This is a genomic window from Streptomyces spongiicola, from assembly GCF_003122365.1.
GTDB lineage: Bacteria > Actinomycetota > Actinomycetes > Streptomycetales > Streptomycetaceae > Streptomyces > Streptomyces spongiicola.
Genome location: NZ_CP029254.1, coordinates 2,250,382 through 2,273,657, shown reverse-complemented (window position 1 = coordinate 2,273,657; position 23,276 = coordinate 2,250,382). Strand labels below are relative to the sequence as shown.

20 protein-coding genes are annotated in these 23,276 nt (G+C 72.9%); 8 read left to right on the top strand and 12 right to left on the bottom strand.

Translation table 11 applies throughout. The annotated features are described in order from the left end of the window. Positions 1-412: 412 nt before the first annotated feature. From DDQ41_RS09790 to DDQ41_RS09770, 4 genes are read right to left on the bottom strand one after another with little or no spacing between them, the layout of a single operon-like run. On the bottom strand, positions 413-1,708 hold the full coding sequence (locus DDQ41_RS09790) for a type III PLP-dependent enzyme (RefSeq protein WP_394342133.1): 1,296 nt from the start codon (positions 1,706-1,708) through the stop codon (positions 413-415). Then, positions 1,705-3,591, bottom strand: coding sequence for an IucA/IucC family protein (locus DDQ41_RS09785; RefSeq protein WP_262508411.1), 1,887 nt, complete (start codon positions 3,589-3,591; stop codon positions 1,705-1,707). The genes DDQ41_RS09790 and DDQ41_RS09785 overlap by 4 nt, the downstream gene beginning before the upstream one ends. Positions 3,592-3,597: 6 nt before the next feature. Continuing rightward, positions 3,598-5,376: an IucA/IucC family protein gene (locus DDQ41_RS09775; protein ID WP_109294147.1), complete on the bottom strand. Its 1,779-nt coding sequence runs from the start codon at positions 5,374-5,376 to the stop codon at positions 3,598-3,600. Next, positions 5,373-6,560, bottom strand: coding sequence for an ATP-grasp domain-containing protein (locus DDQ41_RS09770; protein WP_109294146.1), 1,188 nt, complete (start codon positions 6,558-6,560; stop codon positions 5,373-5,375). Before DDQ41_RS09770 ends, DDQ41_RS09775 begins: the two co-directional genes overlap by 4 nt. A 189-nt stretch (positions 6,561-6,749) precedes the next feature. Between DDQ41_RS09770 and DDQ41_RS09765 the strand changes: the two genes are divergently transcribed. From DDQ41_RS09765 to DDQ41_RS09755, 3 genes are all read left to right on the top strand, one after another. Continuing rightward, positions 6,750-7,610, top strand: coding sequence for a (2Fe-2S)-binding protein (locus DDQ41_RS09765; protein ID WP_109294145.1), 861 nt, complete (start codon positions 6,750-6,752; stop codon positions 7,608-7,610). 222 nt (positions 7,611-7,832) lie between these two features. Continuing rightward, positions 7,833-8,894: a right-handed parallel beta-helix repeat-containing protein gene (locus tag DDQ41_RS09760; protein ID WP_245990778.1), complete on the top strand. Its 1,062-nt coding sequence runs from the start codon at positions 7,833-7,835 to the stop codon at positions 8,892-8,894. Then, positions 8,891-9,979: a methyltransferase gene (locus tag DDQ41_RS09755; protein ID WP_109294143.1), complete on the top strand. Its 1,089-nt coding sequence runs from the start codon at positions 8,891-8,893 to the stop codon at positions 9,977-9,979. Before DDQ41_RS09760 ends, DDQ41_RS09755 begins: the two co-directional genes overlap by 4 nt. Positions 9,980-10,038: 59 nt before the next feature. Here the strand turns inward: DDQ41_RS09755 and DDQ41_RS09750 are convergent, their stop codons facing one another. From DDQ41_RS09750 to DDQ41_RS09720, 7 genes are all read right to left on the bottom strand, one after another. After that, complete coding sequence (locus tag DDQ41_RS09750) at positions 10,039-10,371, bottom strand: TcmI family type II polyketide cyclase (protein ID WP_109294142.1); 333 nt, start codon at positions 10,369-10,371, stop codon at positions 10,039-10,041. Between the two features lie 25 nt (positions 10,372-10,396). Further along, complete coding sequence (locus DDQ41_RS09745; protein ID WP_109294141.1) at positions 10,397-10,879, bottom strand: SRPBCC family protein; 483 nt, start codon at positions 10,877-10,879, stop codon at positions 10,397-10,399. A gap of 1 nt (position 10,880) precedes the next feature. After that, positions 10,881-11,147 (bottom strand): acyl carrier protein, encoded by a 267-nt coding sequence (locus DDQ41_RS09740; protein ID WP_109294140.1) that lies wholly within the window; start codon positions 11,145-11,147, stop codon positions 10,881-10,883. Positions 11,148-11,170: 23 nt separating this feature from the next. Further along, complete coding sequence (locus DDQ41_RS09735) at positions 11,171-12,418, bottom strand: beta-ketoacyl synthase N-terminal-like domain-containing protein (protein WP_109294139.1); 1,248 nt, start codon at positions 12,416-12,418, stop codon at positions 11,171-11,173. Continuing rightward, positions 12,415-13,683, bottom strand: coding sequence for a beta-ketoacyl-[acyl-carrier-protein] synthase family protein (locus DDQ41_RS09730; protein WP_109294138.1), 1,269 nt, complete (start codon positions 13,681-13,683; stop codon positions 12,415-12,417). Before DDQ41_RS09730 ends, DDQ41_RS09735 begins: the two co-directional genes overlap by 4 nt. Next, positions 13,680-14,120 (bottom strand): cupin domain-containing protein, encoded by a 441-nt coding sequence (locus DDQ41_RS09725; RefSeq protein ID WP_109294137.1) that lies wholly within the window; start codon positions 14,118-14,120, stop codon positions 13,680-13,682. The genes DDQ41_RS09730 and DDQ41_RS09725 overlap by 4 nt, the downstream gene beginning before the upstream one ends. 78 nt (positions 14,121-14,198) lie before the next feature. Further along, complete coding sequence (locus DDQ41_RS09720; RefSeq protein WP_109294136.1) at positions 14,199-15,320, bottom strand: SchA/CurD-like domain-containing protein; 1,122 nt, start codon at positions 15,318-15,320, stop codon at positions 14,199-14,201. A 203-nt stretch (positions 15,321-15,523) separates the two neighbouring features. Here DDQ41_RS09720 and DDQ41_RS09715 point away from each other — a divergent pair, with 203 nt between their 5' ends. Then, positions 15,524-17,161: an FAD-dependent oxidoreductase gene (locus tag DDQ41_RS09715; protein ID WP_109294135.1), complete on the top strand. Its 1,638-nt coding sequence runs from the start codon at positions 15,524-15,526 to the stop codon at positions 17,159-17,161. A 61-nt stretch (positions 17,162-17,222) separates the two neighbouring features. Here DDQ41_RS09715 and DDQ41_RS09710 read toward each other — a convergent pair whose 3' ends face one another. Next, on the bottom strand, positions 17,223-18,344 hold the full coding sequence (locus tag DDQ41_RS09710; RefSeq protein WP_109294134.1) for a LacI family DNA-binding transcriptional regulator: 1,122 nt from the start codon (positions 18,342-18,344) through the stop codon (positions 17,223-17,225). A 254-nt stretch (positions 18,345-18,598) separates the two neighbouring features. On the opposite strand from DDQ41_RS09710, the gene DDQ41_RS09705 reads away from it, so the two are divergent. The 4 genes from DDQ41_RS09705 to DDQ41_RS09690 all read left to right on the top strand — a co-directional run bounded on the left by DDQ41_RS09705 (position 18,599) and on the right by DDQ41_RS09690 (position 23,142). Continuing rightward, the gene (locus DDQ41_RS09705; protein WP_109294133.1) at positions 18,599-19,900 is read left to right on the top strand and encodes an extracellular solute-binding protein; all 1,302 of its coding nucleotides are present in this window, start codon (positions 18,599-18,601) and stop codon (positions 19,898-19,900) included. Between the two features lie 25 nt (positions 19,901-19,925). Further along, positions 19,926-20,903 (top strand): carbohydrate ABC transporter permease, encoded by a 978-nt coding sequence (locus DDQ41_RS09700; RefSeq protein WP_109294132.1) that lies wholly within the window; start codon positions 19,926-19,928, stop codon positions 20,901-20,903. Next, positions 20,900-21,820, top strand: coding sequence for a carbohydrate ABC transporter permease (locus DDQ41_RS09695; RefSeq protein ID WP_109294131.1), 921 nt, complete (start codon positions 20,900-20,902; stop codon positions 21,818-21,820). The genes DDQ41_RS09700 and DDQ41_RS09695 overlap by 4 nt, the downstream gene beginning before the upstream one ends. Positions 21,821-21,891: 71 nt before the next feature. Further along, complete coding sequence (locus DDQ41_RS09690; RefSeq protein ID WP_109294130.1) at positions 21,892-23,142, top strand: glycoside hydrolase 5 family protein; 1,251 nt, start codon at positions 21,892-21,894, stop codon at positions 23,140-23,142. Positions 23,143-23,276: the final 134 nt, after the last annotated feature.

The following is a 23,276-nucleotide window of genomic DNA, read 5'->3' as shown; positions in this document are numbered from 1 at the left end:
GCTGAGGCCGGAGCACGAGTGCGGAACGTACCGGACGGACGCCTCGCGGTGCGGCGCGAACGAGGGGCTCCGGAACGGCACCGGGCGTCTGCGCCACCGCGCGGCACACGACGCCGGGAGCGCTTCGGGGATGACTCAGTGGCTGCTCTTCCAGGAACGCCCGGCCGATCACCACGGCCCCTGCACGACCGGATCGCGGGAAAGCCGGCGGATCTCCTCCAGCGGGAACGGGAACCGTCTGTCGAGGCGCCGGAACCTGTCGTTGAAGTCGGACATCACCTGGGTGATCGGGGCGTGCCGGGCGATGATCGCCGCGGCCGCTTACCGCCGTCGGTCGCAGGAGTCCCAGGTCGGTTCCGTGCCGCGGGCGAGCGCCCACGGAAGACTCCGCCGTCACCGGCCCCGGACGCCGTCACCGGCCCAGGAAGTGGAACCCGGGCCGGGGATGCATGAGGAAGTCGTGGTGCGAGATGTTCCACGCGTAGGCGCCCGCGAGTGCGAACACCATCCGGTCGCCGGCCCGCAGGCCGGGCGCGGGCACCCCGCGGGCCAGTACGTCCTTCGGCGTGCACAGCTGCCCCGCCACGGTGACGCCGTCCCCCCGTGCCGTGGGGCGGGGCCAGCGATGGGGCCAGTGGGCCACGGGCAGCACGGCACAGGGCTGGTCGTGGCCCTTCGTCGCCGGTGTGCGCAGATGGTGCGTTCCGCCGCGGACCACGGCGAAGTCCTCGCCGTGGCTCCGCTTCACGTCCAGCACCTCCGTCGCGTACCAGCCGCAGTACGCGGTCAGGGCACGCCCCGGTTCGATGCGCAGTCGCAGGTCGGGGTGGGCCGTGACGAGGCGTGCCAGCCCGGCTCCGTAGCCGGCCCAGTCGAAGCGGGCGCCGGGGTCGGCGTAGTCGACGGCCATGCCGCCCCCGACGTTCACCTCGTGGAGCGGCACGCCGTGGCGGTCGAAGAGCCGTACGGCCCAGTCCACCACGGACTCGGCGACGGCGAGCTGGTCCGCCGCCCCGAGTCCGCTCGCGAGGTGGGCGTGGATCCCGCGCACCCGCAGGCCGGGGCAGGAGCCGCCGGTGAGGTGGCGCATCACCTCGCCGGCCTCGGACGGGTCCAGCCCGAACGGTGTCGGCCTGCCGCCCATGGACAGCGCACTGCTGTGCAACGCGCCGTCGGACAGCGGAAGGTTGAACCTCGGCAGCACCTCGACCGGCGGTGCGGACGCCGGCCGCTCTGCCGCGAGAGCGGCCAGTACCCGCAGCTCGTGGGCGCTCTCGACATGGAACCGCGCCACTTCGGCCGCCAGTGCCGCCGCCGTCTCCGCCGGTGTCTTCCCGGGACCGCCGAACGCCAGCGGACGCCCCGGTACGGCCTGTGCCACATGGGCCAGTTCGCCCCCCGAGGACACCTCGAATCCGTCCACGTACGGGGAAAGGGCCGTCAGGATCTCCGCTTCGGGATTGGCCTTGGCCGCGTAGTACAACTCGACCCGCTCCGGCAGCGCCCTCCGTATCGCGTCGGCGTGCTCCCGCAGCGCGCCCAGGTCGTACAGGTAGGCGGGGAGTTCCCCGGCCGGGAGGGAGAGGGCCCGCTCGCGCACCGCCGCGCTGACGGCGGGGGCGGCGGGGGCGGCGGGGATGACGGGTGCGGCGGTGCCGGCGGGGGCGGTCGCGGCCGGCCCGGTGGCGTCCGTCGGGGAGTGGCTCAACGTGCGCTCCGTACGTCGTCGTCGGTGCCCGTCGCCCCGGACAGCACGTCCTCGGCGAGCGGGGAGGGCAGCCGCACATAGCGCGCCTCACGGTCGGCGGTGCGCGCCCAGCGGGTGAGCAGATTGGCCTTGGCGGGCAGCGGCGCGCCCGACAGGAGCGCGTCGAGGCGCGGCTGCCGCCCGTGCCCGTCGGCGTGGCGGCGGAGCGTGTCCCGGACCTCGGCCCACAGGGCGGCCTCCGTGCCGGGGTGTAGATCGGCCAGTGCGGCCAGCATCTCGGCCACATGGTTCACCAGGAGGCAGTAGACCACCCGGTCCCACCCGCGCCCGGCGTCGTAGGTCATGGGCCCCGCCACGTCCGGGGGCAGCGCGGCGAGCGCGGCGGCGTGCCGGTCCGGGAGCAGCTTGGTGCCCTCCAGGTCGCGGAACAGCACCTGGCGGGGCAGGCCCCCGCCGTCCACGCAGACGAGGACGTTCTGCAGATGCGGCTCCAGGACGAGGCCGTGGTCGAAGTACGCGGCGAGGACCGGAGGTACCAGCAGCGCGAGGTAGGCGCGCCACCAGGACAGGGCCGTGCGCGGGTCGGTGTCCGCGAGGAGCCGGGAGACGTGGGCGGGCCCGGTGGGGTACTCGTCGGCGACGGCCGCGGCGAGCAGCGGGGTGAGCCCGGGCCGCAGCCGCCTGCCGAGCCCTTCGCGGACGATCACCCCGAGGCCCTCCAGGAGCCCGCGCACCGGCACCCCGTCCGGGCCGGGCAGGGCGAGGCTGCGGTACGCGGGTTCGCGCAGCATGTCGCTGCCGGGGAAGCGGGCGGTCAGTTCGGTGAGGACCGGCTCCAGCAGCCGGGTCAGCGCCACCGCGCCGGCGAGTTCGTACCCCGCGTTCTTGCGGAGGCAGTTGGTGATGCGGATGTTGAGGCTGAACTTCAGGAAGGCGTCGCCGTCGAAAAGGGTGCGCACGGAGGCCGTCGCGGCGAACGCCGCCGGGCCCGGGCCGAGGTCGAGCACCTCGCCGCGGGCGAGGGCGGTTCGCAGTCGGGGGTCGTCGCGCAGCAGCGCGTACTGCCAGGGGTGCGCGGGCAGCAGCCGGTACCCGTCCGGGGCGCTGCCCAGCCGGTCCAGCGCCGCACCGGAGCCCGGTTCCGCCGACTCCCCGGCGACCAGGTCCTCCCGCACCGCGAGCAGCCGCAGTGGGAACGAAGCGCCGGCCTCGGGGGCGTACGCCGCCCAGGTCGAGGCGTCCCCGCCGCGGGCCTTGGGTGTGGGATGGAAGCGGTGCCCGAGGGCGAGGGACTGCTCCGAGGCCAGATACCCGGCTGACCCGGCTGACCCGGCTGACCCGGCTGACCCGGCGGACCCGGCCGACCCGGTGGACCCGGTGGACCCGGTGGATCCGGTGGGCGGACCGCAGGCCCCGCCGCGGGACCCGCCGAGTGGCACGGAGGCCCCGGCCGCGGTGCGCCGCGCGGCGAGCGCGGCGGCGACGCCCCGGTGGCTGGAGGCGACCTGGTCCAGGAACTCCTCGTTGCGCACGCCCGTGCGCAGGGTCAGCTCCGCGTGGATGTGCTCGGCGAGCCGCCGCCAGCAGACCGGTGACCAGCCGCCCGGCGCCTCCTCGGTGACCGGGCCGGTGAACCGGTGGGCGCCGAGCAGCGATGTACGGCGCAGCGCCACGCGCAGCAGCACCCCGCGGCGGGGCAGCCGCAGCAGCAGGTGCCCGTCGGCGACGGCGGTCTGGTGCCCCGGTCCGCACAGTTCGCGCAGCAGGCAGTTGAGGAGGGTGTGGGCCACCGCCTCGCCGGCGGTGGGCGTGGTGGGTACGGCGGGCGCGGTGGGCGCTGCGGCCGGGGCCGGGCGGTGCGCGGAAGGACGGGTGGAGGTCATCCCGGTTCACACTCCCCGCAGCAGGTAGTTGGGGCCGGTGGTGTAGTGCTTGTTGATGTCGGACGCTCCCGAACGTTCCTTGGCCAGCAGGGTTCCCGCGGTCACCATCGCCTTCACGGGCAGTGCGGGTGCGTCCAGCACCCGTGCCCGCAGCACGGCTCCGGGCTCGCCCGGCCCGGTTCCGAGCCGCTCCACCGCCTCGGCCAGCCGGTCGCGGACGAGCCGTAGCAGCCGGTCCAGCGGGGCGCGGCCGTGCCGGGCGAGGCCGAAGGCGTAGGCCCCGGCGCACAGATGGACGGTGACGGTGGTGAAGAGGTCGGCGAGTGGGCCGTCGCCGTCGGTGAGTATGCGGGGGTCGTCGAAGTCGCCGGGCCCGGGCGCGCCGGTGCCCAGCGCGGCCCGCAGCCGTCCGCCGTTGATCCGCGGGCCGTCGTTGTCCTTGAGGAGCAGCCGCAGCCGGGGGCCGCTGCCGGTGGCGTCCAGCACCAGCGACACGTTCTGCTGATGGGACTCCAGGGCGATGCCGTACCCGAAGAGGGTCGCCTGGAAGTCCAGGAGCAGGGTGAGTACGGCGTCGAGCAGGGCGACCGGGTCGCCGCCGTGGAAGCGGTCGGCCAGGTGGTCGACGACCAGCCGCCCGCCGGGCGCCCGGGCGAGCAGGGCCGCCATGGGCACCACCGCGCAGCCGTCGAGGCCCGCCGGCTGGCGGCGCAGCAGTACGGCGAGCAGTTCGTGTCCGGCGTGGGCGAAACGGGTCTCGTCGGCGTGCAGGACGGTGTCCCGGAACCGCGGTTCGCGGGCGGTCACGGTCTGCAGCAGACGCTGCACGGCGGCCCCGTCGAAGAGCGTTCCCGGCTTGATGGTGCGCCGGTTGAGCCGGCCGAGGGTGGAGGTGGCCAGCGGCAGTTTCAGTTGGACCCCCGGCCGGCCGGCGAGGGCGACCGTCCGCATCGACAGGGTGGGGACGACGTCCAGGCGGGCCCGCGGCGCCGGGACGGCGCGGCCCTCGAGCCCCGCGGCGCGCACCGCCTCGCCGAGCGGGCCCCCCGCCGTGAGCGGGTGCACGGGCAGCGCGACATGGCTGGCGTCCAGACCGGACAGCCCGAGGACCGAGGGCGCCGGGCAGGGGAGCGGGCCCTCGGCGGTCACGGCGTCGCGCGGCACGGCGAGCCAGCGCAGCGGGAACCGGGGGTGGAACTCGGGCGCGTACGCCCGCAGTGCCGTACCGCCGATGCCGGACCTGCCGCGCGCGGTGGGGTAGACCGGGTGGTCCAGCCGGGCGGCGAGGGCCTCCAGCGCGAGGCCGCCCGACAGCCCGGTCCAGTCGGCCGGATCTGCGCCGTGGCGCTCCGCGAGGGTCCGCAGCACCTCCTCCTCCGTGGCGTCGTGCAGCGTGGCGGCGGCGAGGGCCTGGCGGCACTCCTCGGCGAAGGCGTCGAAGCCGGGGCGGTCCACCGGCGGTGCGAGGGAGCGGAGTTCGGCCAGCACCGCGTCGGTGTCCGTCAGTTCGGCCCCGTCGGACTCCCGCCGCAGCAGCGGCTCCCTGGCCGCCCACGCGCACTGGAAGCCGTCCTCGCGCACGGGCAGCAGCAGCGCGCCGGCCCCGGGGGTTGCCCGCCGCAGCCAGGTCCCGTCGGGGCGTTCGACCGGGCGGCTGCGGCTGCGCAGCCCCACCACGTCCTCGCGCAGCAGCGCGCTGAGCACCCTCAGCAGCAGTTCGGCTCCGGCACCCGCCGGGCCGGTTCTCCCGGCCGGGCCCGCCGGGCCCGCCGCGGGGACCGTCACGGGGTGATCTCCCAGCGCTGTGCGGCCAGGAACCGGGTCACGGCGCGGTCCACGGCCGACGCGTCGGTCCCGGTGGCCCGCACCACGCCGAGGAAGTCGCGGTTGGTGCGGTACACCGGGTGGCGCTCACCGACACCGCGCAGCGGCCGGTACGTCAGCTTCACCCCGTCCGCCTCCACTTCGCTCGCACCCGGTGCCGACGTCAGGGTCCCGGCCCGGTCCGCGCAGGGGTAGTCCAGTCTGGCCGCCCCGCCGGTCCGCGCGCCCAGCTCGGGCGGGAGCGGCTCACCGAGGTGGGTGCGCAGCACGTGCTCGAAGAACGGGATGTCCAGCAGTCCGGCGAGCAGCAGGTCGCACTGGTCCCCGATGGCACGGTAGTTGACCTCGACGATCCGCGCGCGGCCCCGGTGCAGGGTGAACTCCGTGTGGCAGGCGCCGAATCCCACGCCGAGCGCGTCGAGTTGGGCGAGTACCTGCTTCTCGGCGTCCGGCGGGTGCCCGGGGACGTAGGTGAGCCGCTCCTCGACGAAGTACGGGGGAGGGGACAGTTCGGTGCGGAATCCCCCCAGCACATGGCGTACCCGCCCGTCGCCGAGGGTCTCCATGGTGAGCAGCTCGCCGGGCAGGTACTCCTCGACCACCAGCGCGGCCCCCGGCCGCCGTGCCCGGATCTCCGCGCAGTGCCGCACCAGTTCGGCCGGGTCCCCGGCCATGACGACGTCCTCGCTGGCCACGCCCTCGCGGGGCTTCACCACACAGGGGTACGGGATCCCCGCGGCGACGGCGGCCGGGTCCTGCCCGGCGGCCAGCTCCACGGACCGCACGGTGTCCGCGCCCATGGCGGCCAGCCGCCGGCGCATCTCGGCCTTGTCCTTCGTCCGCAGCGCGGCCCGCCAGTCCTTGGCGGGCCGCCCGAAGTAGTCCGCGGCGAGCGCCGCCTGCGTCTGCAGATGGTCGCTGTTGGTGAACACCGCCTCCGGGGTGCCGTGGGCGGACACCCGGGAGATGACGGCGCGGAAGTCGCGTACGTCGCACTCCAGCACCTCGACGTCCGGGTGCGCGGCGCGGTGCGCGGCGGGCTGGTCGGTGAGCAGGGTGACGGTCAGTCCCAGCCGGTGGGCGGCCGGGAGGAATCCCTCGGTGACCGAGTCGGTCGGGTTCAGGGCAAGCAGGTACAACCGCATGAGGGGGCACTCCGCGCTCGGATCCGGTGGTCCGACGGTTCCGGATCACCGGGCGAGAGCCTAGGTTAGGCACACCTAACCCTGTCAATTCGCCGCGACACGGCCCCGGTTGCTTCCGGAGATCAATTGTGTGGTTAAGGTGAGCCTCCCCTTACCTCGTTGGTGTCGTCGTTGTGTCGAGGAGCGTCCGTGACCCTGGCTCCGGTGTACCCTGCTGCTCCTGCCGTGAGCTGCTCCGCCCTGACCGGCTCGGCGCTCCGCAGGCTCGCGGCGCTCTGCCCCGCCCTCGACGCGCGGGTCGCGGAAGCCGGTTCGCGGACCCCCCAGGGGTGGGCCGACGGCGCCGAGCTGGCCGGCGGTCCCGGGTTCCTGGACGCCCTGCTCGCCGCCGAGACCCTGCGGGTGGAGCACGACCACGGCCGTACTCCGCGTCCCGACGTCGCGGCCTCCCGTGCGCTGCACGACTACCTCTGGTCCGTCGGCCTGCTGATGAGCGGTCCCTGGTGCCTGGAGCGCCGCGTCCCGCGGCTTCGGCCCCGGGATGTCCGCGTCAGCCTCACCACCGGGGCGTTCTCCGTCGTTCCGGGCGGCTTCGCCTGCCTCCCCGGCGATCCGGCCGCCGGGCTGCCGGGTGTACGGGTGCTGCCGCACGAGGAGGCCCTGCGTGCGGAGTTGCGCGCCGGGTTCGCCGGCCATGTGCGCCCGCTGCTGGCCGCGATCGCCCCGCGGGTGCGCCGGGGGCCCCGTGCGCTGTGGGGCATGGCGGGCGACGACCTTGTCTCCGGCGTCTGGTACCTCGGCCGGATGCTGGGGGAGGAGGAGCGGGGTGTGCGGGCCGCGTCCGAACTGCTGCCGGGGCCCGTCGCCCCGTTCCCCGGCGGCGCGGACTTCCGCCGCCTGGCGGGCCGCGAGGGCCGGACGTACCCGACCCGCACCCGAACCGGCTGCTGCCTGTACTACACGATCCGTCCGGCCGAGGCATGCGGCACGTGCCCCCGCACGGGTGACGCGGAGCGGCTGCGCCGGCTCGAGGGCGACACCTCCGGCTGAACCGGTTTTCCCCCGTACGGGTGACGCCGGGCGGCTGTCCCGGCTTGAGGGCGACACCTCCGGCTGAACCGGTTTTCCCCCGTACGGGTGACGCCGGGCGGCTGCGCCGGCTCGAGGGCGACGGGGCCCGCTGAACCGGTCCTGCCGGGACCGCTTCCACGACACGCTCCTGATGGACGATCTATGTGGCGACTTGTCCTATTCGCCACATAATTTGAGGTCATGACGAAACGACAGTTCATGTACCTCGGCTGTGTGGCTCTCATGGTGACCTCGGGCCTGGGCGTGGCGGCACCGGCAGGCGCCCGCACCACCTACGACGTGGTCCCCGGCGGATCGATCCAGCTCGCGGTCGACCGGGCCCGCCCCGGGGACACCATCGACATCGCCCCCGGGGTCTACCGGGAGAGCGTCCTCATCAGGAAGTCCGACCTGACGCTGCGCGGCGCCGGCGACCGGACCGTCCTCATGCCGTCCACGGCCAAGCCGACACACGTCTGCGGCCTGGGCGGCAACGGCATCTGCGTGCTGGGCACCGACGCGAAGCCCGCCACCAACGTCCGGATCCACTCGCTGACGGTGTCGAAGTTCAAGAAGAACGGCATCTGGGCGTCGCGCACCAACAAGCTGAGCATCCGCGAGGTCACCGCGGTGGCGAACGGCAACTGGGGCATCGCCCAGGAGCGGTCCCTGCGGTCCGAGATCCGGGGGAACGCGGCCCGTGACAACGCGGACGCGGGCATCTTCGTGTCGAACACCATCGACGCCGAGGCCGGTGCCGTCAACACCCGGCGCACCGTGGTCATGGACAACCTGCTTGCCGGGAACCGCATCGGCGTCACCGTCCGCCGCCTGCGCAACCTGTACGTGAACAACAACGTCATCACCGGCAACTGCGCCGGCATGTTCGTCGTGGGCGACGAGGGCGTCCCGCGGACGGGCGACCTGACCGTGCGCGGCAACCGCGTGCACCACAACAACAAGGCGTGCGCCAAGACCGCACGCCTTCCGAGGATCCAGGGCGCGGGCATCGTCCTCACCGGCGTCGAGGGCGCGACCGTCGCCTCCAACGCCGTCTGGAGCAACGTCGGAACCTCCCCGTTCTCCGGCGGGATCGTGCTCTTCAAGAGCATCGTGGGCGCCCCCAACACCGGCAACCTGATCCAGTCGAACATGCTGCTGGCCAACCGCCCCGCGGACCTCGCCAACCGGGACACCGGCACCGGCAACGTCTTCTCCGGCAACTACTGCCGCGTCTCCCAGAACGCGGGGACGTGCGCATGACGACCGGCACGACCGGCACGACCGGCACGGCTGCGCACGGCACGGACACCCTGGCGGGCGCCGTCCGCACCGCGACCCCGCCGTCGATGCGGCTGAGGGAACTCGTCTTCGGCGCCGCCCTCGCCGCCTCGGTCCGGGCCGCCGCCCGGCTCGGCGTCGCCGACGCGCTGGGGGAGTCCCCGGCCACCGCCGAGGAGCTCGCGGAGTCCGTCGGGGCGGACCCCCGGTCCCTGCGGCGGATGATGCGGGCGCTGACCTGCTACGGCATCTTCGCGGAGCAGGCCGGCGGCACGTTCGCCCACACCGAGATGTCGCGGCTGCTGCGGGAGGACGACCCGCACAGCCTGAAGTACATCTCCCTGTGGTGCACCGAGCCGTGGACCTGGGACGCCTGGCCGCGCCTCGACGAGGCGGTCCGCACGGGCGGCAGCGTTTTCGGCGGCCTGTACGGCAAGGGCTTCTTCGACTACCTCCACGAGGACGCCCACGAGTCCGCGCACGTCTTCAACCAGGCCATGACGACCTCCAGCGTGCAGTCGGCGCTGGACGTGGCGGAACTGCTCGACCTCACGGGAGCGGCCACCGTCGCGGACATCGGCGGCGGTCAGGGCCACGTCCTGGCGAGCCTGCTGGAGAAGAACCCCGGCCTGCGGGGAACGCTGCTGGACCTGCCGCGCGTCGTCGCCAACGCCGATCCCCGGCTGCGGGACGGCGGTTCCCTCGCCGGCCGGGTCACCATCGTCCCCGGCGACTGCCGGGAGTCCATCCCCGTCGAGGCGGACGTCTACATCATCAAGAACATCCTGGAATGGGACGACGACAGCACCCGCAGGACCCTGCGCAACGTCGTCGCGGCCGCCCGTCCGGGCGCCAGGGTGGTGGTCATCGAGAACCTCGTCGACGACACCCCGTCGATGAAGTTCACCACCTCGATGGACCTGCTGCTGCTTCTCAACGTGGGCGGCGCGAAGCACACCCGGGAGAGCATGGCCGCCAGGATGGCGGACGCCGGCCTCGCCGTCGGCGACGTCCGACCGGTCAACGCGTACCTGCACGCGTTCGACAGCGTCACACCCGGCGGCTGACCGCCGGGCCGCCTCCCCCTCGCCGGCTCCGCGTCCGCACGCGGAGCCGGCGGGCCGTTTCATCCCTTCGCCGCACGCTCCCAGCGGTAGAACTCGCGGGCCATGGCGTCCTTGGGGCCGCGCCAGGTCTTCGGGTCGTACGCGCTGACGTAGGCGGAGAGCCTGTCGCTGATGTCACGGAACTCGGGGTGGTCCGCCACCTTGGCCACCGCCGGCCCCGGCGGCCGGTCGGCTTCGATCAGATGGAGGTAGACATCGCCGAACTGGAAGAGGCTGCGCCGGGTCACCCCGACCAGGTCGGGCAGTTCGCCCCGGTCGGAGGCCTCGAACACCTCGGCGATGTCGGGGGCCGAGTCCGGTGCCATACGGGCGACGATGAGGGCGTGGTGCATCGAGGGGGTTCCCTTCGGTGGGCGGTCAGTCGGAGTGGACCGAGACCGGCGCGCCGTGCTCCCGGGCCCGCTGCTCGATCTTCTCCTTGATGAGGGCCATCTGGACCTTGGAGTTCTTGTTGATGTTGTCGGTCATCCAGTCGTCGTCGACCGGGGCGTCCGGCTTCATCGCGAAGTCCTGGGTCCAGTGCATGAGGACTCCGCCGGGCGTCCGGTCGTACTTCCAGCGGATGTCCATGTGCTGGAAGGGACCCGTCTCCACCCGGCGGGCGCTGACGGTCCTCGCACCGGGGTCGACGACGCGCTCCGACACCCAGCTCCACACCGTGCCGTTCTCGTCCGGGTGCATGGTCAGCCGGAACCTCGTCCGGTTGCCCTCGCGCTCCAGGATCTCGACGGAGGCGTACTCGCTGAACAGCCGTGGCCAGTTCTCGATGTCGTTGGTGACCTCCCAGACGAGGTCCATGGGAGCGTTGATGACGATCTTGTTCTCGGTGTGCCCGGACACTTCAGGCTCCTGCCATGAGGGAGTTGTTGACGAGGTCGAGGAACTCACGCGGGGTCTTGCAGCGGTCCGCGTCCTGGGGGAGTGAGCGGCCGTAGCGGTTCTCGAGCTCCCCGACGATGCCGAGCAGGCCGAGGGAGTCGAGGCCGTACTCGTCGAACCGCGCCTCGGGGCGGCCGCCCATCTCCGCGGGGTCGACGGTGACGCCGGCGCCCTTCTTCATCAGGGCGGCCAGCTCTTCGATGGTCAGCTTGGAGATCTGCATGGTCATGACGTCCTCCTTCTCAGGGTTCTTCACCGGGCGTCGGCGCCGTGCCGCAGCACGAGCGCCGCGTTCGAGCCCATGAGTCCCCGGCTCAGCACCAGGGCCGTGCGCAGCTCGGCAGGGCGCGGCCTGCCGGTGACCACCTCCAGTTCGTGGCACACGTCGAAGACGTTCGGCGTGGGCGGGACGACGCCTTCCTGAAGGGCGAGTACGGCGGCGGCGGTGTCCAGCACGGGCGCTCCGCAGTACGCCCGGCCCGTGCCGGCCTTGGGCGCCGTCACCGGCACCCGCCGGCCGTGCGTCCCCAGCGCGTCGGCGAGCGCCAGGGCCTCGGCGCGGTCCGCGTCCGGGATGCCGAGCGCGTCCGCGAAGACGACGTCGACCTCCTCGGGCGCGCACCCGGCCTCCGCCAGGGCTCCCCGGATCGCCCGGGCCAGCCCCTCGCGCGAGGCCTCCCACCGGGAGGCCCCGGTGAACGTCGCCGCGTGACCGGCCACCACGGCGCGGACCGGGGCTTCGCGGCGGCGGGCCGCCGACTCCGCCTCCACGACGAGCATGGCCCCGCCCTCCGCGGGCACGAAGCCGCTCGCGCCCGCGGTGAAGGGCCGGTAGGCCCGCTCCGGGTCCTCGCTCGTGCTGAGCTCCCGGTAGCCGAGCTGGCAGACCAGCGAGTACGGCGCGAGCGGCGCCTCCGCCGCCCCGATCACGACCGCGTCCGTGCCCCGGCCGATGGCCCGGGCCGCGTGCGCGAGGGCGTCGAGACCGCCCGCCTCGTCACTGGCCACCACACCGCAGGGGCCCTTGAACCCGCCGCGGATGGAGATCTGGCCCGTGCTCGCCGCGTAGAACCAGGCGATGGACTGGTACGGGCCCACATAGCGCGAGCCCTGCCCCCACAGCCGCTGCAGCTCCCGCTGGCCGAACTCGCCGCCGCCGGAACCGGCCGCCGTGACCACACCCACGGCGAACGGCGACCCGCCGCAGTCGCCCGCGGAGATCCGCGCGTCGGCCAGCGCCATGTCGGCCGCCGCCATCGCGAAGTGCGTGAACCGGTCGGTCTGGACGAGGTAGCGCTCCTCGACCAGGGACTCGGGGTCGAAGCCGCGGACCTCTCCGGCGACCCGGACCGGCATGCGGTCGCAGCCTTCACGCGTGATGTGGTCGAGGACGCTGACGCCCTCCCGGGTGGACTTCCAGAAGGCGTCGGTACCGACCCCGTTGGGGGCGACGACACCGATTCCGGTGACGACCGGTCGCCGGTCCTGCCGAGGACTCATGGTGTCCTCCCTCCTGGCCGGGTCAGGACGACGGCGGACTGGAACCCGCCGAATCCGCTGCCGACCGAGAGCACGTTGCGCAGCCTGAGGGCGCGCGCCGTGCGCGGCACATAGTCGAGATCGCACTCGGGGTCGGGGGTCTCGTAGTTCGCCGTCGGCGGCACCACCTGGTGGGCCAGTGCCAGCACACAGGCGACGACCTCGATCGCCCCGATCGCCCCGAGCGAGTGGCCCACCATCGACTTGATGGAACTCATCGGGACCTTGTACGCGTGGGACCCGAGCGACTGCTTCACGGCGGCCGTCTCGTGCCGGTCGTTCTGCTGCGTACCGGAACCGTGCGCGTTGACGTAGTCGATGTCCGACCCGTCGAGCCGCGCGTGGTCCAGGGCGCTGTCGATGGCCCGAGCCATCTCCAGACCCTCACGGGTGAGCCCCGTCATGTGGTAAGCGTTGCCGAACGTGGCGTAGCCGCCGACCTCGCAGTACACCGTGGCACCGCGGGCCCGTGCGTGCTCGAGTTCCTCCAGGACGAGCACGGCTCCGCCCTCGCCCATCACGAACCCGTCACGGCGCGCGTCGAAGGGGCGGGAGGCATGGGCCGGATCGTCGTTGTTGGGTGACGTGGCCTTGATCGCGTCGAAGCACGCCACGGTGATGGGGGAGATGGGCGAGTCCGAGGCCCCGGCGATGCAGACGTCGACCCTGCCCTCCTCTATCGCGTGGAAGGCGTAGCCGATCGCGTCCAGGCCGGAGGTGCAGCCAGTGGACACGGTCTGCACCGGACCGTGGGCGCCCGTCTGCTCGGCGACCTCGGAGGCGAGGGCGCTGGGCGAGAACGCCCGGTGCAGATGCGGCTCCGCCTCGCCCGGATCCACGTCCCAGCGCCGGCCCGAACCGCTGACCCTGACGTAGTCGTGCTCCAGACGGGTGGTGCCGCCCACGGCGGTGCCGAGCGACACCCCGATCCGCCAGGGGTCCTCCTTCTCCGGGTCGAGACCGGCGTCCCGGAGCGCCTCCCGGGCGGCGACCATGGCGAACTGGACGTACCTGTCCGCGCGCCGCACCTCCTCCGGCCCCAGCCCGTGCTCCGCCGGGTCGAAGTCGCACTCGGCGGCGATCCGGGAACGGAAGCCGGCCGGGTCGAAGAGGGTGATGCCGCGTGTCGCCGTGCGGCCGTCGGCCAGGAGGTCCCAGAACGCCGGTATCCCGACACCCCCCGGCGCGACTATGCCGACACCGGTGACCGCCACGCGCCGGGTCATGAAGCCGTCCCGGTGCGTTCCGGCGGCCGGTGGGCGGCCCCTGCCTCCGCTCCCGGCGTCTCCTCGGTGTCGACGTGGCCCAGCTCCGGCCGCGGGGCCAGCGGCCCGAGGTGGAAGACCATCCGGGCCTGCGTGCTGCCGACGTTGCGGAAGCGGTGGCGGACATAGGGCGGGATGAACAGCCCCTGGTCCGGCCGGATCGGCAGCGTCTCGTCGTCGAGGTCGACTTCCATCTCCCCGCACACGACGTACACGAACTCCTCCGAGTACGGGTGGTAGTGCTCGCCGATGCGGTCGCCGGGCTCGACGGTCGCCAGGCCCATGAAGCCGCTCGTGGCGCCCACCGCCGTGGGCGTGAGCACGGCGCGCAGGTCGCCGCCGCGTTTGGTGTTGTGCTGGGTCTCACTGAGGTCGACGATGCGATGGGGTGTGGTCATGACGGGTTCCTCCACGTGGCCGTGCGTGTGGCGCCGGCGTTTCGGGTTTGCGCGTACCGGTGCGGCCGGTCGCACGGGTCAGGGGGCGTGGCGGTCGGTGATCGGGCGCATGTCGGCGGACGACAGCAGCTTGGACATGTCCTCCCGAGTCGCCGGGGCGTCGATGCCCAGTGCCTCGCTGTCCAGCAGGCGGGACAGCATGGCCGCCTTGCGCGGGCCGTGCGCCCCGATCACCTGCAGCGGCGCCGCGTCACCGGAACCGCGCACGTCGACCAGGCGTACGACGATGTCGTCCCGCTGGAAGATCGTGCTGCTGTCGATCGGGGTCGACGGGTCGCCCGCCGCCGCCTCGTCCTGCCCGGCGAGCAGCCGCGCCAGCGCCATGCCGCAGCCGGGTTTGGCCGGGTAGTACAGCGCGTGCCGCTTGACGGCCTCGTCGTCGGTGCCCGCGGAGGCCAGGTGGTGCACCGCGGGAAGCGCCGCCCGGGTGAAGAACACCCGCGCGGAGTCGGGGTCGTTGAGGTCCCGGTCCTGCTCCAGGTAGGGGTTGATGGCCTCCTCGACGGCCCGTACCTCGGGCTGCCGGGCCACATGGCGCAGCGCGGCCATCAGGTCGCCCTCCACCTCGACGGCCCGCACCACGCGGTTGCCGTGCATGAAGAGCGAGGTCCTGCGCAGCCGGGTGTGCTCGTCGACCTTCGACCGGGGCGAGCGGTAGCCCGCGAGGATGTCCGCCACGACCTTCTCGCTGCCCGGCTTCACCGTGAAGGTGAGCGCGTGGCGCACCACGTTGTCACCCACTCGGGGGAACGGCTGCAGTCCGCCGTGCGTCGCGTCGGCGGCCGGCGGCGTGTGCAGCCGGCCCGTCTCGCGCAGCACGCTGAAGCGCAGCGACCGGGTGTCCCGGACGCAGTTGTGCAGCGGCCGTACCGTCTCGACGTGCTCCTCGCTGTTCACCCAGGCGAGGAAGGGCGGGGCGCTCTCCCACTCGCTGGTGATCAGCCACTGCGAGGGGTTCTCGATCGACTGGCACAGCTGGTCGCTGATGTGGCCCGGCACCGACGCGACCTGGTTGCGCATGTGCTCGTAGGCCTTGAGGAAGTTCTGCTGAGCGCCGTCATGAAGGTCCAGCAGCAGTACGACACGCAGCCTGGAGCCGTCGAAGGCCGACTGCGATATACGTTCCGAAAGCGTTGTCATGATGCACGCATCTCCTTCGAGACGGTGGGGCCGCCGCGTGCGGTGCACGAAGCCGGCCAGGGGTGTCAGGCTTCGATCCTGTGCCGGTACCACGGGTGGCGCGAGATGTGTGAACCAGGTGGGTGAACCGGGCGATCGAGCCCCTCCCGCCAGGGCATGGAAACCCCATTCCCCCCTACCGGCGGCTGGAGCTGGAGCTACTGATGGAAGAACACATCGACGAGCGCGTACCGGTACTCATCGTGGGCGGCTCCCTGGTGGGGCTGTCCTCCTCGCTGTTCCTCGGCCGGCTCGGCGTCGGGCACATGCTGGTGGAGAGACACGCGGGCACGTCGAGGCATCCGCGCGGCCGGGGCAACAACGTCCGCACCATGGAGCTGTTCCGGGTGGCCGGGGCCGAACCGCTCATCCACCGGGCCGCCTCGCTCCTCGCCGGCAACCACGGCATCTTCCAGACCCCCTCGCTCCACGGCGACGCCGGCGAGTGGCTGCTGAAGGAGATCGACCCCGGCAACGGGATCGCCCGCTTCAGCCCGTCCGGGTGGTGCGTGTGCAGCCAGAACGACCTCGAGCCGGTGCTGCTCGACTGCGCCCGCAAGCTCGGCGGCGACCTGCGCTACTCCACCGAGCTGGTGTCGTTCGAGCAGGACGGGGACGGCGTCACCGCCGTCGTGCGGGAGCGCGACTCGGGGCGGCGCAGGACCGTGCGAGCCGACTACCTGATCGCGGCCGACGGGCCCCGCAGCCCGATCCGCCGGCAGCTCGGCATCGGCCAGACGGGGCACGGGGACCTCTTCCACAACGTCAGCATCACGTTCCGCTCGCGCGGGCTCGCGGACGTCGTCGGCGAGCGGCGCTTCATCGTCTGCTACCTCACCGCCGAGGGCGCGGACGGAGCTCTGCTGCCCGTGGACAACATCGAGAACTGGGTCTTCCACGCACCCTGGCAGCCGGACACCGGCGAGACGCTGGAGGACTTCACCGACGAGCGCTGCGCCGAGCACATCCGCCGGGCCGTCGGCGCGCCCGGCATCGACGTGGAGATCACCGGAAAGGCCCCCTGGCACGCCGCCGAGCGGGTCGCGGAACGGTACGGCCAAGGCCGGGTCTTCCTCGCCGGGGACTCCGCCCACGAGATGTCACCCACCGGTGCCTTCGGCTCCAACACCGGCATCCAGGACGCCCACAACCTCGCCTGGAAGCTCGCCCTCGTCCTCGACGGCTCCGCCGGTCCCGGCCTGCTGTCCAGCTACGAGGCCGAGCGCCGTCCGGTGGCGGAGGCCACCGGCGAGCGCGCGTCGGCCCGGTCGGCGGAGCACAGCCATCCGGGCTACACGCCCGGCCCCGAGATGGTCGGCGGACGCCGGCGCGGCATGCTCACGGTGGCCATGGGCTACCGCTACCCGCACGGCGCCGTCGTCGGCGCCGATCCCGGCATGGCGGTCGTACCCGATCGGATGGACCTCTCCGGGGACCCCGGCACCCGGGCCCCGCACATGTGGCTGCACCCGCACGACAGCGAGCGGACGATGTCCACGCTCGACCTGTACGAGCGCAACTTCGTGCTGCTCACCGGCTCCGGCGGCACACCGTGGCACACGGCGGCCGCCAAGGTCGCCGAGAAGCTGTCCGTCACCCTGGACGCCTACCGGATCGGCACCGAACCGCACGCGGAACTCGTCCCCGAGTCCGGTGACTGGGCCGAGCTGCACGGCACGACGGACGAGGGCGCCGTGGTGGTGCGCCCCGACGGCTTCGTGGCCTGGCGGGCGCCCGGGGCGGTCCGCGACCCGGAGACGGCCCTGCTCGACGTCATGAAGGCCCTGCTCCACCGCGCCTGACCGGCGCCCTGCGTCCTCACGGCCGCCGTGGCGGCAGCCGGTGCGGTCGGTCCGACCTCGGTCAGCCGCCCGCGCGCCGCCACGGCGGCCGTGTACGTGCGGCCGCCGCCGGGCGGACCGGTCCGATACTCGCCCGCTCGATCAGCCCGGGGACCGGCACCCGGACCGTCCGCGCGGGGGCTCCGTCGAGCAGGGCCACGAGTTCGGCCGCCGCGCCGCGGCCGAAGGAGACCGTGTCCCGGGAGAGGGCCGCGAGCCACGGGTCGACCAGGCGGCACAGGGCCGAGTCCTCCCAGGCGATGATCGACACGTCCTCGGGCACGGCACAGCCGAGACCCGTCGCCACGGCGACCCCGGCCACGGCCATCACGTCGTTGTCGTACACCAGAGCGGTCGGCGGCGCCTCGCCCGAGAGCACTCCGCGGGTGACGGCGGCGCCCTCCGCGTCCGAGTAGTCGGTGGTGACGGAGCGGACCTCGGTCAGCCCCAGCCGCTCGGCCTGCGCCCGCAGCGAACGGATGCGCCGCTCGGTGTGGGCGAGACCGGGCAGCCCGGCGATGTGCACGATGCGCCGGTGCCCCAGCGTGTGGAGCCTGCCGACGACGGAGGCCATCGCACCGGCGTCGTCCGCCCACAGCGTGGACAGCCCCGGACCGCCCTCCTCGGGGGCGCCACCGATCACCACGCCCGGCAGTCCCAGCTCGGCGAGCAGCGCCGGCCGCGGGTCGTCGGAGCGCGGGTCGACGACGAGGACGCCGTCCACCCGGTGCTCGGCCCACCAGCGGCGGTACACCGCGCACTCGGCGTCCAGGTCCTCCACCACCTGGAAGAGCAGACCGAGATGGCGCTCGGACAGCGCCTCCTGGATCCCGGAGATCAGCTGGAGGAAGAACGAGTCGACGCCGAGTGTCCCCGCGGGCCGTGCGACCACCAGGCCCACCGTCGCCGCGCCCTCCCCGGACAGTGCGCGGGCGGCGGCGCTCGGCCGCCAGCCCAGCTGGTCGGCGACCCGGCGCACCCGGTCGCGGGTGGCTTCGGAGACTCCCGGCCGGTCGTTGAGCGCGAAGGACACGGCGGTCTCGGAGACCCCCGCGCGGCGGGCGATGTCCTTGATCCGCGGTCGCCGCGCGGGGGACCGCCCCCGCTGCGGCGCGTCCTCGGCGGACGGAGGATTCGCTGCCACCCGTGCTCCCTTCCCGGTCGGTCGGCCCAGTGCACTAAAGCGCTTGAGTGGCTGAACTCTAAAGCGCATTAGTCGATCACGCAACCCTGCGTGCAAACGTCTCTGAGCTGCGAAGATGTCAGGGGAGCGGAATTTTCTTCGCTCAGTGCATTGACTTTCCGCCGGAACGCGATGCAGGGTCTGCTCCCAGCGTCCGCGGCATCCCGTGCACCGGATGCAGCCCACGCCGGGCCGAGCAAAGGAGCCGATCCACCGTGCCTATCCCCCGCCGTACCGCCCGCAGAACCGCCGCCACCGCCGCCGTCCTCGCCGTCGTCCTCCCGCTCAGCGCCTGCGGAGGCGCGTCCGGCGCCGGCGGCGAGGCGGACGCCTCCGGCAAGGTCGAGGGCAGCATCACCTTCCAGACCTGGAACCTGCGGGCCGGTTTCAAGCCCTACTTCACCGGTCTCATCGCCGACTTCGAGAAGGAGTACCCCGGCACCGAGGTGAAGTGGGTCGACCAGCCCGCCGAGGGCTACGCCGACAAGCTCAGCGCCGACGCCGCCGGCGGCACCCTCCCGGACGTCGTCAACGTCTCCCCGGACCTGCTCGCCCCGCTGGCCAAGGCCGGCCTCGCGCTCGACCTCGACCAGGCGGCCGCGAAGTACGAGAAGGAGTACCTGCCGGGCGCCTGGGCAGGCCACCGGGTCCCGGGCCTGGAGGGCACCTACGCCTTCCCGTGGTACCTCAACACCGGCCCGCTGTTCTACAACAAGCGCCTCTTCCGGGAGGCCGGGCTCGACCCGGAGAAGCCTCCGACGACGTACGGCGAACTCTTCGACCAGTCGCTGCGGATCGCGGAGAAGAGCAAGGGCGAGATCGCCACACTGGCCAACATCCCCACCATCGAGGACTTCGGCCGCTACGGCGTGCCGCTGATGAACGACGAGGGCACCGCCTTCACCTTCAACGACGCCAAGGGGGTCGAACTCCTTTCCAAGTACAAGGAGTTGTACGACGCCAAGGCGCTCGACCCGCAGGCGCTCACCGCGACGCCCGAGTCGGCGGGCAAGAAGTTCCTCACCGAGGCGGTGGCGATGAACCCGGGCTCCGCGCTGGACCTGGAGAAGTTCCGGAAGCAGGCCCCGACGCTGTACGACAACATCGGGATCACCGAGCAGATCAGCAACACCGGCAAGGACAACATGTACGTGATGGGCGTCATGGTGAACGCCCGGACCAAGCAGACGCCGGCCGCCGTCGCCTTCGCCCACTTCGTCACCGACGCCCAGCGCCAGATGGAGTTCGCCAAGCAGGTCGCCATCTTCCCGAGCACCGCGGGCTCCCTCGACGACCCGTACTTCACCGAGGAGGACGGTACCGACGCCACCAGGGTGCGGATCGCCGCCGCCAGGTCCCTGAAGACCGCGGTCAACTACACCCCGGTGCTGCTGAGCGAGCAGATGAAGACCGAACTGCGCAACGCCGTCGCGAGGGCGCTCCAGGGCAAGGAGAGCCCCAAGGAAGCGCTTGACAACGCTGTCAAGGCCTGTGACCGGCTGCTGAAGCAGAGCTGAGACCCGGACGAGCAAGGACCCGGCCATGACGACCCCCACCACCTCACCGGCTTCGACCCCCGGCAGGACGGCGAAGAGGCGCGCCCCGAGCGGCCGGCCGCCCGCCGGCCGCCCGAGGGGCGGAAGGAGCCGGATCAGACGGCAACTGCCCATGAGCCCCTGGCTGTTCGCGGCCCCGGGAATGCTGGTCGCCGGCGCGTTCAGCCTCTACCCGTTCCTCTCCACGGTGGCCAACTCCTTCACGGACCGCCGGGCGCTGCTGCCCGGCAGCTTCGTCGGACTGGACAACTACCGGGAGATGCTCGGCGACGAGATGTTCTGGATCGGCCTGCGCAACAGCACGCTGTACGTGCTCGGCGTCGTGCCCGCGCTGGTCGTCCTGCCGCTGCTGCTGGCGCTGCTCGTGGAGAAGCAGATCCCGGGCATCACGTTCTTCCGCTCCGCGTTCTACACCCCGGTCGTCGCCTCCATCGTGGTGGTCGGCCTGATCTGGGTGTGGCTGCTGGACGAACGCGGCCTGGTGAACTCGATGCTGGAGGTGGTGGGGGCCGGCCCGGTCGGCTTCCTCAGCGACCAGTGGCTGCTCCTGCTGAGCGCCATGGCGGTCACGGTCTGGAAGGGCCTCGGCTACTACATGATCATCTATCTGGCCGCGCTGGGGAACGTCCCGCGCGAGCTGCACGAGGCGGCGTCCGTGGACGGCGCGGGAGCCGTACGCCGGTTCCTCACCGTCACGGTGCCCGCGGTCCGCTCCACCATGGTGCTGGTGGGCGCCCTCTCCTCGGTGGCCGCCTTCAAGGTCTTCTCCGAGGTGTACCTGATGGCGGGCCCCGACGGAGGCCCCGCGGGCGAGGACACCACCCTCGTCATGCTCGTCCAGCGCACCGGCACCGGGCTCTCCGGCCGGGTCGGCTACTCCGCGGCGATATCGGTGGTCGTCTTCGTCGTCACCGTCGCCCTGATGCTGCTGGTGCTGCGCGCCGACCGCAAGGAGGACGCATGAGCCGGCCCAGGGACCGCGCGGAGCGGCGGGAGGAAGGCACGGCCGCCCCGGGCCGGCGCCGGAGCCGGGACACCGGCCGCGGGAGCGGCCGCCGGATGCCCGGGTGGGAGATCGCGCTGAGGTACGCGCTGCTGCTGGCGGTCCTCGCACTGACCGTCGGACCGTTCCTGTGGCAGCTGTCCACCTCGCTCAAGGGGCCGCACGAGGACATCTTCGCCTCCCCGCCGTCCTTCCTTCCCGAACAGCCCACGTTCGACAACTACGTCCGCGTCGCCGAGACCATCCCCGTGTGGGACTACGCCCTCAACTCGCTCACCGTCGCGGTCGTCAACGTCGTGGCCAACTGCGCGGGCGCCGCCCTCGCCGGCTACGCCCTCGCCCGGCTGCGCTACCGGGGCCGCCGGGCCGCCACGCTCGTGTTCATCCTGGCGATGCTCGTGCCCGTCGAGGGCATCATCATCGCCCTGTTCACGACCATGCGCGGGCTCGGGCTCAACGACACCCTCGCCGGCGTGGTGCTGCCGCTGTCGATCTCCGCGCTGAACGTGCTGCTGATGCGCAACGCCTTCCTCAACCTGCCCTACGAGGTGGAGGAGGCGGCGTTCGTCGACGGCGCGAACGTCTGGCAGCGGTTCGTCCGGATCGCGCTGCCCTCGGTCAAGGGCACTCTGGCGGTCGTCGCCATCCTCTCCTTCATGGGCGCCTGGGACGACTTCCTCTGGCCGCTGATCGTGCTCAGCGATCCCCAGAACTTCACCCTCACCATCGGGCTCAACTACCTGCACGGCACCTTCGCCGACGACGAGCGCCTCGTCGCGGCGGGCACGATCATCGCCGTACTGCCGCTGGTCGTCCTGTTCGCCTGCCTCCAGCGCTACTTCTTCCGCGGCGTGGGAGAGGGAGCCGTCAAGGGCTGATGCACCGTCAACACCACGGGTCCGCTGGAGAAGCGGGCCTTCCCCGACCCTCCGAGGAGCCTCGGACGTCCATGTCCTCACGCGTGCGCTTCGGCGCCAACTACACCCCGAGCCGGGGCTGGTTCCACCACTGGCTCGACTTCGACCTCGACGCCGTACGGGCCGACCTGGACTCCGTCGCGGCACTGGGTCTCGACCACGTCCGGGTCTTCCCGCTCTGGCCGGTCTTCCAGCCCAACCGCACCCTGATCCGCCCACGGGCCGTGGAACAGCTCGTCCAGCTCGCCGACGCCGCCGCCGAACGCGGGCTCGACGTCAACGTCGACGGACTCCAGGGGCACCTGTCGAGCTTCGACTTCCTGCCGTCGTGGACGCAGACCTGGCACCGCCGCAACATCTTCACGGACCCCGAGGTGGTGGCGGGCCAGGCCGCGTATCTGCGCACCCTCGCCCAGGCCCTCGCCGACCGGCCCAACTTCATCGGCATGACCGTCGGCAACGAGGTCAACCAGTTCTCCGCCGGACCGCACCCCGACCCCGACCGGATCACACCGGCGCAGGCGGAGCACTGGCTCGGCGCCCTGCTGGCCGCCTGCGAGGAGGGCGCGCCCGGCAGACTGCACCTGCACGCCGAGTACGACGCCGCCTGGTACCAGGACGACCAGCCGTTCACCCCCGCGCACTCGGCCCGGCTGGGCGCCGTCACCGCCGTGCACTCCTGGGTCTTCAACGGCACGGCCCAGCGCCACGGCCGCACCGGCACGGCGACCGAGCACCACGCCGCGTACCTCGTCGAACTCTCCAAGGCGTGGGCGGACGAGCCGCACCGCCCGGTGTGGCTGCAGGAGGTCGGCGCGCCCGCACCGCTGGTCCCCGCCGAGCACGCGGCCGCCTTCACCGAGGCGACCGTCGCCAACGTCCTCGACTGCGAGGACCTGTGGGGCGTCACCTGGTGGTGCTCGCACGACGTGTCGCGCTCACTGGCGGACTTCCCCGAACTCGAGTACGGCCTGGGCCTGATGACCAGCGACCGGGAGGTCAAGCCGATCGGGCGGGCCATCGCCCGCGCCGTCCGCGGGCAGCGGGAGCGCCCGCACCGGCCGGCCCCCCGGACCACGGCGCTCGTCGTCGACGCGGGCGACGAGGCCACCGCCCCGCGCCGCTCGGTCTGCGCGCCGGGCGGCGCCGTCTTCGAGGCGTTCGCCCGGCTCACCGCGGACGGGGCCCGGCCGGCCGCCGTCCTGGCAGGACGGGCCGACGACCCCGGGCACCTCGCCGCCCGGGGCATCACCGAGGTGGTCACCCCGGACGAGGTCCGATGACGCACCCGACCGGCCCGACCGCCGACCGGCCCCACCGGCGACCGGCCCGACCGGCGCCGGCAGTCGGGACGGCCCGCGCCCCGGGCCGCTCCGGTACCGTCCCGGGCCGCTCCGGTACCGCCCCGGGGCACCGG

Bases quoted from the DNA above. Each gene is read 5' to 3' on its own strand.
- DDQ41_RS09770 (WP_109294146.1), bottom strand. From the start codon at position 6,560: ATGCGGTTGTACCTGCTTGCCCTGAACCCGACCGACTCGGTCACCGAG.
- DDQ41_RS09760 (WP_245990778.1), top strand. From the start codon at position 7,833: ATGACGAAACGACAGTTCATGTACCTCGGCTGTGTGGCTCTCATGGTG.
- DDQ41_RS09740 (WP_109294140.1), bottom strand. From the start codon at position 11,147: ATGACCATGCAGATCTCCAAGCTGACCATCGAAGAGCTGGCCGCCCTG.
- DDQ41_RS09695 (WP_109294131.1), top strand. From the start codon at position 20,900: ATGAGCCGGCCCAGGGACCGCGCGGAGCGGCGGGAGGAAGGCACGGCC.
- DDQ41_RS09730 (WP_109294138.1), bottom strand. From the start codon at position 13,683: ATGACCCGGCGCGTGGCGGTCACCGGTGTCGGCATAGTCGCGCCGGGG.
- DDQ41_RS09690 (WP_109294130.1), top strand. From the start codon at position 21,892: ATGTCCTCACGCGTGCGCTTCGGCGCCAACTACACCCCGAGCCGGGGC.
- DDQ41_RS09715 (WP_109294135.1), top strand. From the start codon at position 15,524: ATGGAAGAACACATCGACGAGCGCGTACCGGTACTCATCGTGGGCGGC.
- DDQ41_RS09755 (WP_109294143.1), top strand. From the start codon at position 8,891: ATGACGACCGGCACGACCGGCACGACCGGCACGGCTGCGCACGGCACG.
- DDQ41_RS09720 (WP_109294136.1), bottom strand. From the start codon at position 15,320: ATGACAACGCTTTCGGAACGTATATCGCAGTCGGCCTTCGACGGCTCC.
- DDQ41_RS09700 (WP_109294132.1), top strand. From the start codon at position 19,926: ATGACGACCCCCACCACCTCACCGGCTTCGACCCCCGGCAGGACGGCG.
- DDQ41_RS09785 (WP_262508411.1), bottom strand. From the start codon at position 3,591: ATGACCTCCACCCGTCCTTCCGCGCACCGCCCGGCCCCGGCCGCAGCG.
- DDQ41_RS09725 (WP_109294137.1), bottom strand. From the start codon at position 14,120: ATGACCACACCCCATCGCATCGTCGACCTCAGTGAGACCCAGCACAAC.
- DDQ41_RS09735 (WP_109294139.1), bottom strand. From the start codon at position 12,418: ATGAGTCCTCGGCAGGACCGGCGACCGGTCGTCACCGGAATCGGTGTC.
- DDQ41_RS09750 (WP_109294142.1), bottom strand. From the start codon at position 10,371: ATGCACCACGCCCTCATCGTCGCCCGTATGGCACCGGACTCGGCCCCC.